Source organism: Streptomyces sp. RP5T, assembly GCF_003933965.1.
GTDB lineage: Bacteria > Actinomycetota > Actinomycetes > Streptomycetales > Streptomycetaceae > Streptomyces.
On record NZ_RSAJ01000495.1, the window covers coordinates 1 to 6192 of the forward strand.

General features: G+C 73.7%; 6 protein-coding genes and 1 pseudogene. 3 read left to right on the forward strand and 4 right to left on the reverse strand.

Annotated elements, in window-relative coordinates:
* Positions 1 to 60: 60 nt before the first annotated feature.
* Together EHS43_RS34405 and EHS43_RS34410 are read right to left on the reverse strand one after the other, a co-directional pair.
* Positions 61 to 1218: a hypothetical protein gene (locus EHS43_RS34405; protein ID WP_125194567.1), complete on the reverse strand. Its 1158-nt coding sequence runs from the start codon at positions 1216 to 1218 to the stop codon at positions 61 to 63.
* The gene (locus tag EHS43_RS34410) at positions 1169 to 2122 is read right to left on the reverse strand and encodes a phosphatase PAP2 family protein (RefSeq protein WP_125194568.1); all 954 of its coding nucleotides are present in this window, start codon (positions 2120 to 2122) and stop codon (positions 1169 to 1171) included. The genes EHS43_RS34405 and EHS43_RS34410 overlap by 50 nt, the downstream gene beginning before the upstream one ends.
* Positions 2123 to 2331: 209 nt before the next feature.
* Between EHS43_RS34410 and EHS43_RS34415 the strand changes: the two genes are divergently transcribed.
* Complete coding sequence (locus EHS43_RS34415; protein ID WP_125194569.1) at positions 2332 to 2928, forward strand: histidine phosphatase family protein; 597 nt, start codon at positions 2332 to 2334, stop codon at positions 2926 to 2928.
* Positions 2929 to 2987: 59 nt separating this feature from the next.
* On the opposite strand, the gene EHS43_RS34420 is transcribed toward EHS43_RS34415, so the two are convergent.
* Positions 2988 to 4391 (reverse strand): tetratricopeptide repeat protein, encoded by a 1404-nt coding sequence (locus EHS43_RS34420; RefSeq protein WP_125194570.1) that lies wholly within the window; start codon positions 4389 to 4391, stop codon positions 2988 to 2990.
* 266 nt (positions 4392 to 4657) lie between these two features.
* On the opposite strand from EHS43_RS34420, the gene EHS43_RS34425 reads away from it, so the two are divergent.
* A complete protein-coding gene (locus EHS43_RS34425; protein WP_185806537.1) occupies positions 4658 to 5008 on the forward strand; it encodes a hypothetical protein in 351 nt (116 codons plus the stop codon).
* Positions 5009 to 5098: 90 nt separating this feature from the next.
* Complete coding sequence (locus EHS43_RS34430) at positions 5099 to 5950, forward strand: spermidine synthase (RefSeq protein ID WP_125194572.1); 852 nt, start codon at positions 5099 to 5101, stop codon at positions 5948 to 5950.
* A 1-nt stretch (position 5951) separates the two neighbouring features.
* Here EHS43_RS34430 and EHS43_RS34435 read toward each other — a convergent pair.
* A pseudogene (locus EHS43_RS34435) lies at positions 5952 to 6192 on the reverse strand (hypothetical protein); the annotation flags it as partial.

The following is a 6192-nucleotide window of genomic DNA, read 5'->3' on the forward strand; positions in this document are numbered from 1 at the left end:
GACCGGAAGAGGGCGTGGCGGGGTGCGGCGGCGCCGGAAAGCCCGGGCGCGGGGTCGTCGTCACCACCCGGTACCTCCTGCCGCCGCGCCCGCCGGGGCCGTCGGTGCGAAGCCCTCCAGTGCTTCGGCGCGCAGTCGCGCGGCCCTTCTCAGCGCCGCCACCGCCGGGTCGTCCGGATCGCCGGTCTCGCCCCGGGCGGCCGCCAGGACCTCCTCGACCGTCGTCAGTCCGCCCAGCTCCGCGCGCACCGGGCGGCCCAGGGAGGTCACCGCGCCGGCCGCGCGGGAGCGGTCCCGGCAGTGGAAGGCCAGTTCGCACGCGGACAGGCACTCGGGGGCGTAGGCCGCGGGCACCGACTCGACCGCCGCGGTCAGTTCCTCCGCGGGCAGGTCCGGGGCGAAGCAGGCGTCGTCGGGCAGGGTGTCGGCGATGTCCTGGATGCGGGTGAGCCGGGCCAGCTGGCGGGCGGTGACCGCGCGCTGCTTGCGGATGTCGACGGCCGAGGCGGTGGGCAGGTTGGAGAAGTCCTTGGGGCAGACCAGCAGGACCCGGTGGCGCACCCGCGGGACCGGGTCCAGGCGGGCGGCGACCTCCTCCAGCGCGAGGACGTACACCGCGGCCTGGCGGGCGGCCGCGCCCACCTTCGACGGGTCCGCCGCACCGTCCAGCATCGGGAAGGACTTGATCTCCACGACCGTCCAGCTGCCGTCGGGGTGCACGACCACCGCGTCCGGCTCCAGGAAGGCGGGGGAGCCGGCGACGTCGAGCGCGAGCATCGGGTGGTCGAGCAGGGTCCAGCCCTCGGCCCCGGTGGCTTCGCGCAGGGCGAGGGCCGTACGCGCGGTGCGGCCCTCGGGGCCGATCGCGGCGAGGTCGGGCACCTGGGCCCCGGCGGGCGGCTCGGCGCCGCGGTCCAGCCGCTCGTGCACCAGCCGCAGCAGCTCCGCGCCGCCGTCCGCCTTGACCTTGGCCTCGAAGGCGTTGCCCCGGGTCAGGGCGAACTGCGACTGCCCGAAGGCCGCGGGCGACCCCAGCGCGCTCGCCAGCGCCGTCTTGTTCACCCCGGCGCCGTCGAGGATCGCTCGTCGCTTGCAGCCGGGGTTCGCCGCGAGGGCCGCCAGGGCGCGCGCGTCGAGTGCTTTGGCCGGTACCTCGGGGCCGCGCAGCTCAGCGAGCCGCTGCCGGAGCGCCGTCCCCCGCGTCCGTGGGAGCGGCACTGGGCTCGGCTCCGCCTGGGAAGCGTGTCTCGCGCTGCCGTGGAATGTGCTCACCCGCGGAAGTCTGGCATCCGCCACTGACAATTGAGGGCTCTGTGTCCCGAGAGACGACGGGAACGGAGGTCATCCGGGCGCGGACACCCGCCGTGACCCGCTCCGCGACCCGGCTGACGTGCGGGGCGAGCACGAAGCCGAGCCCCATCACCGCCGCGCCCGCGACCGCGTCGAGGAAGTAGTGGTTCGCGGTGCCCATGACCACGATGGTGGTGATCAGCGGGTAGGCGACGGCCGCGACCCTCGTCGTACGCGTCCTGCCGTAGCGCCACAGGATCACCCCGCACCACAGCGCCCAGCCGACGTGCAGGCTCGGCATGGCCGCGTACTGGTTCGTCATGCCGCCCATGCCCCGTGGCGCGCTCGCCTCGCCGCCCCACCAGCCGTACGAGCTGTACTGGGCCATGGTGTCGACGAAGCCGTGGCCCGCCGACAGGAGCCGGGGCGGGCAGGTCGGCAGCAGCGTGAAGCCGATCAGGCCCATGAAGGTGGACGTCATCAGCCAGGTGCGGGCCGCGCGGTAGTGCAGGGCGCGCGAGCGGAAGAGCCAGACCAGGACGGCCGGTGTGACCAGGTAGTGCAGCGAGGCGTACCAGAAGTCGGCCGGAACGCCGATCCAGGCCTGGTCGGTGAACAGCCGGTTCAGCGGGTGCTCGGCGTTGAGGTGGAGGACCTTCTCGATCTTGAGGATCGCCAGGCCGTGGTCGACGGCGCCCGTGACATCGCCCCTGGCGAGGAGCCGTCCGGCGCTGTAGCAGGCGTACACCAGCAGGATCAGGGGCAGCTCGGTCCACCAGCGCAGCCGCGTCCGCGGGACCGCCTCGGTGCCTGGTGTCTCGGTCAGCGGCATCCGATCCTGTCCCCCTTCGTTTCGCGCGGCGTCCGGCACTGGTCGTCCGGGCGTGCCACTTTACGGCGTATGTGCGGGCCCTGGTGGAGTGCCCCCGCGCAGCGCCTTCGGCCCTCAAAGACGCTGAGATCGCCCGGCGGGTTGCCCTCCCACAGGGTGCGCGATGATGGAGGTGTTCCGCTTCCGCTTTCCCCCGGAAAGGTTTCTTCATGGCTCCGCGCATCCTGCTGGCCCGGCACGGACAGACCGAGTGGTCGCTGTCCGGCAAGCACACCGGCAGGACCGACGTACCGCTTCTGGAGGAGGGCCGGAGGGGCGCCAAGCTGCTCGGCGAGCGGCTGCACCGGGCTCCCTACGACGGCCTGGCCGGTGTGGAGGTCCGCACGAGCCCGCTGGCACGCGCGCGTGAGACCTGCGAACTCGCCGGGTTCGGGGAGCGGGCGGCCACCTGGGACACGCTCATGGAGTGGGACTACGGCGCGTACGAGGGCATGACCCCGGACGAGATCCAGGCGGTGCGGCCCGGGTGGCTGATCTGGCGGGACGGCGTCCCCGAGGGGGAGTCGCTCGCGGAGATCACGTCCCGCGCGGACGAGGTCGTCGCCTGGGCGCGCGCCGCGGACCGGGACGTGCTGGTGTTCGCCCACGGGCACATCCTGCGGTCCATCGGGGCGCGGTGGCTGGGGCTGCCGGTTGACTTCGCGGCCCGGATCCGGCTCAATCCGACGTCCCTCTCGGTGCTCGGCTGGGCCTACGGGGAGCCCGCGATCGAGAGCTGGAACGACTTGGGGCACCTGGGGTCTTAGGGGCGCGGGGAACTGCGCCACCAGCCCCCACCGGCCCGCGGTCGAACGACCGCCCTCTCTCACGCGGTCCGGGGCAGGGACGTGTGCCGGTCCAGGAACGCCGACACCCCCGAGGCCCGCCGGTGCGGCAGCAGCACCCTCGCCGTGGCCGCCAGCATCGTCCGGATGCGGGACGACTGCACCTCGCCCAGCAGCTCCAGTACCCGCAGTCCCGCCGCCGCCCCCTCGTCGGGGTGGCCGCCGCGGGCCAGGTCGTCGGCGAGTTCGGCCGTGTACAGCGCGATGTTGCGGGTGAAGTGCGGGTCCTGGAGATCCGCCGCCCGGCGCGCGTGCCGGGCGGCCCGGCGCCAGTCGCCCAGGGTGGACCAGCACTGCGCCTCCAGCCCCTCCAGCTCGGCCTCACCGTAGAAGCTCATCCACTCGGGGTCGGCGTCCGAGTGGCCTCGCTCGAAGTAGGCCTGCGCGCGGACCAGGGCCTGCTCGCACCCGGTGCGGTCGGCGAGCCCCGCCCAGCCGCCCGCCTCGCGCAGGGCGAGCAGCGACATGAGCCGGGCCGAACCCAGGGGCCGGGCCACCCGTTGCGCGGCCTGCGCCGCCCGCACCGCCTCCCGTGGCCGTCCCGAGTCGCGCGCGAGGAAGGCGGTGTTGCAGAACGCGTGCGCCTCCAGGGCGTCGTCACCGGTCACCCGTGCCGTCGCGAGCGCCTCCGCGTAGTGCGAGCGGGCGTCGTCGAACCGTCCGGAGTCGTGCGCGAGCCAGCCCACCGAGATGGCGAGTTCACCCGCGCCCGAGTGCAGCCGGTCGGCGGTCGTCTGCCGGGTCGCGCCGGCGTCCAGGAGCGCGTAGGCGGCGCGCAGTGGGGCCGCCGCGCGCTGGTACAGGCCGTCCGCGCCGTGCCGGTCGTCGAGCAACCGGATCCTGCGCACGGCCTCTTCCAGGGCACCCGCCTCACCCGTCCCGGCGCGGCGGACCGGCCGTCCGGCGGCCGTGGCGTCGAGTGCGAGCCCGAGCGGGCCCAGTGAGGCGGCGGCGACGGTGGCGCCGCCGGTCATGAATGCGCGACGCAGCACGTCGCTCTCCTCGTAGTTGTCGTACGTCTCGTCAGGGTCCTGAGTGTCTTGCGTGTCATACGGCTCGCACGTCCCCGGTGTCTCATCCGTGGCGCGCGCCCGGCGTCCGCGTACCGAGGCGCGGGAGGCGAAGCCCAGGTCGGTGAGCGTGCGGCCGGGGAACATGTGCAGGAACACCCGCTCGTACGCGTAGTTGGGGCAGCGGATCTCGCCCGCCTCCACGCGGCCCACATAGCGCGCGTCGCAGCTGACGCTCTCGCCGATCTCGCGCGCGGCCCGCCGCACCGCCGCGGCGAACTCGGCCGGCGAGCGCTGACCGCGCAGGCGCCGGAACGCGAGGTTCGGCCTCGGTGGGGTGGGGGGCTGGGACGAGGTCACCGTTGACGACGCCATGGCCGGGTCCTCTCGTGCGAACCGTCGAACCATGCCGGAGGGCGGGGCGAGTTGACTGGTTTGTCAGTGTGACGCCCTGTTTCCGGCGGGCAAGAACGTACCTGTTGTGTCCGGGTCGTCACGCGGGGTTTGGCTACAAACCGGATATCTCATCCGGGATCCGCCATGAACTGCCATCCTTTGCGGCGGACTTCTGCCGTAGCCGTTGACGCCGGCGCGCGTTGAACCTGTCGGAGTCGGACGAGGATTCCTCGATGGAGGCCGCGATGGAGATCAGCTGTGACGTGGTCACGGTACCGACGCGACACGGCCTGGAGGCCGTCGACATCCTGCGGCGGGGGGTGGGGGAGTCGGTCGGCCCCGTGCTGCACGACGACGGCGGCGAGACGCTGGGCTTCCTGGTGCCACCGGGGACCGCCGCGGGATGGGACGTCCCCGGCAGCACCTGCACGGAGACCGACGGACGGGGGCTGCGACTGGCCCCCGAGCCTCCGGTGCAGGGCTCGGACTGGCTGCTGCCCCCCGGGGACGCGGACCTGGCGACCGACCCGGCGGTGCTGAGAGCGGCACTGGACGAGGCGGCGAGACTCATCGAGGCGGCGGACAACTGCCGGTGACCGCAGCCACCTCTTCCGGGGCACGGCGACCGCGCCACAGCCACCGGACCCGCGGACGCGAGACGGTCACCCGCCCCCGATAATGGTGCAGTGGGAAAGCCCAGGAGGTCCGCCGAAGCCGTCGTGGAACCAGTGGACGGCGGCCTCGCCGAGCTCGTCCCCGATCGCGAGCGCCCGCACGCGTGGACGCTGCTCATCGACGGTGCCCCGCAGTCCCATGTGGACCTCGACGACCCGCACCACCTCTCCTTCGAGTACCAGCGCCGGCTCGGCCACGTCATCGACCTGGTCGCGCCCCCCAACAAGCCCGTGCACGCCGTGCACCTCGGCGGAGGCGCCCTCACTCTCGCCCGGTACCTCGCCGCCACCCGCCCCCGCTCCACCCAGCAGGTCGTCGAGCGGGACGCGGCCCTCGTGCAACTGGTCCGGCAAAAGCTCCCGTTGCAGCCGACGGCACGCATAAGGGTGCGGTCCGTCGACGCGCGCGAAGGACTCGCCAAGGTCCCCGACGGCTGGGCCGACCTCGTCATCGCCGATGTGTTCAGCGGTGCCAGGACCCCCGCCCACCTCACCTCCACCGAGTTCCTCGACGAGGTCCGCAGGGCGCTCAGGCCGGGCGGTCTCTACGCCGCCAACCTCGCCGACGGCCCGCCGCTCGCCCATCTGCGCGGCCAGATCGCCACCGCCGCGGCCCGCTTCCCCGAACTCGCCCTCGTCGCCGACCCGACGGTCCTGCGCGGCAAACGCTTCGGCAACGCCGTCCTGGTCGCCTCCGACACCCCGCTGCCGATAGCCGAACTAACCCGCCGCGCCGCCTCCGACCCGCACCCCGGCCGCGTCGAACACGGCAGGGCGCTCCTCGACTTCACGGGAGGGGCCGTCCCCGTGACGGACGCCGACGCGGTCGCCTCGCCGGCGCCGCCGCCCTCCGTGTTCCGCTGACTCAGTAGGTGCCGATCTCCACCCGCGGCGGACCGTCGTGCCAGGTGCAGAAGACCGACACCCGGTCCGCGCCCGAGGAGAACTCCACCCGGATCCACGACTCCGTCTTCCACACCTGCATCGACCACCCCGTGCCCGGCGTCGCGGACACCAGGGTCGCCGACTTCTCACCGAGGTCGAAGACCGCGCGGCCCCCGTCGGTGTCGTAGCTCCGGACCCGGCCGGAGGAGGTGGGAGAGGGG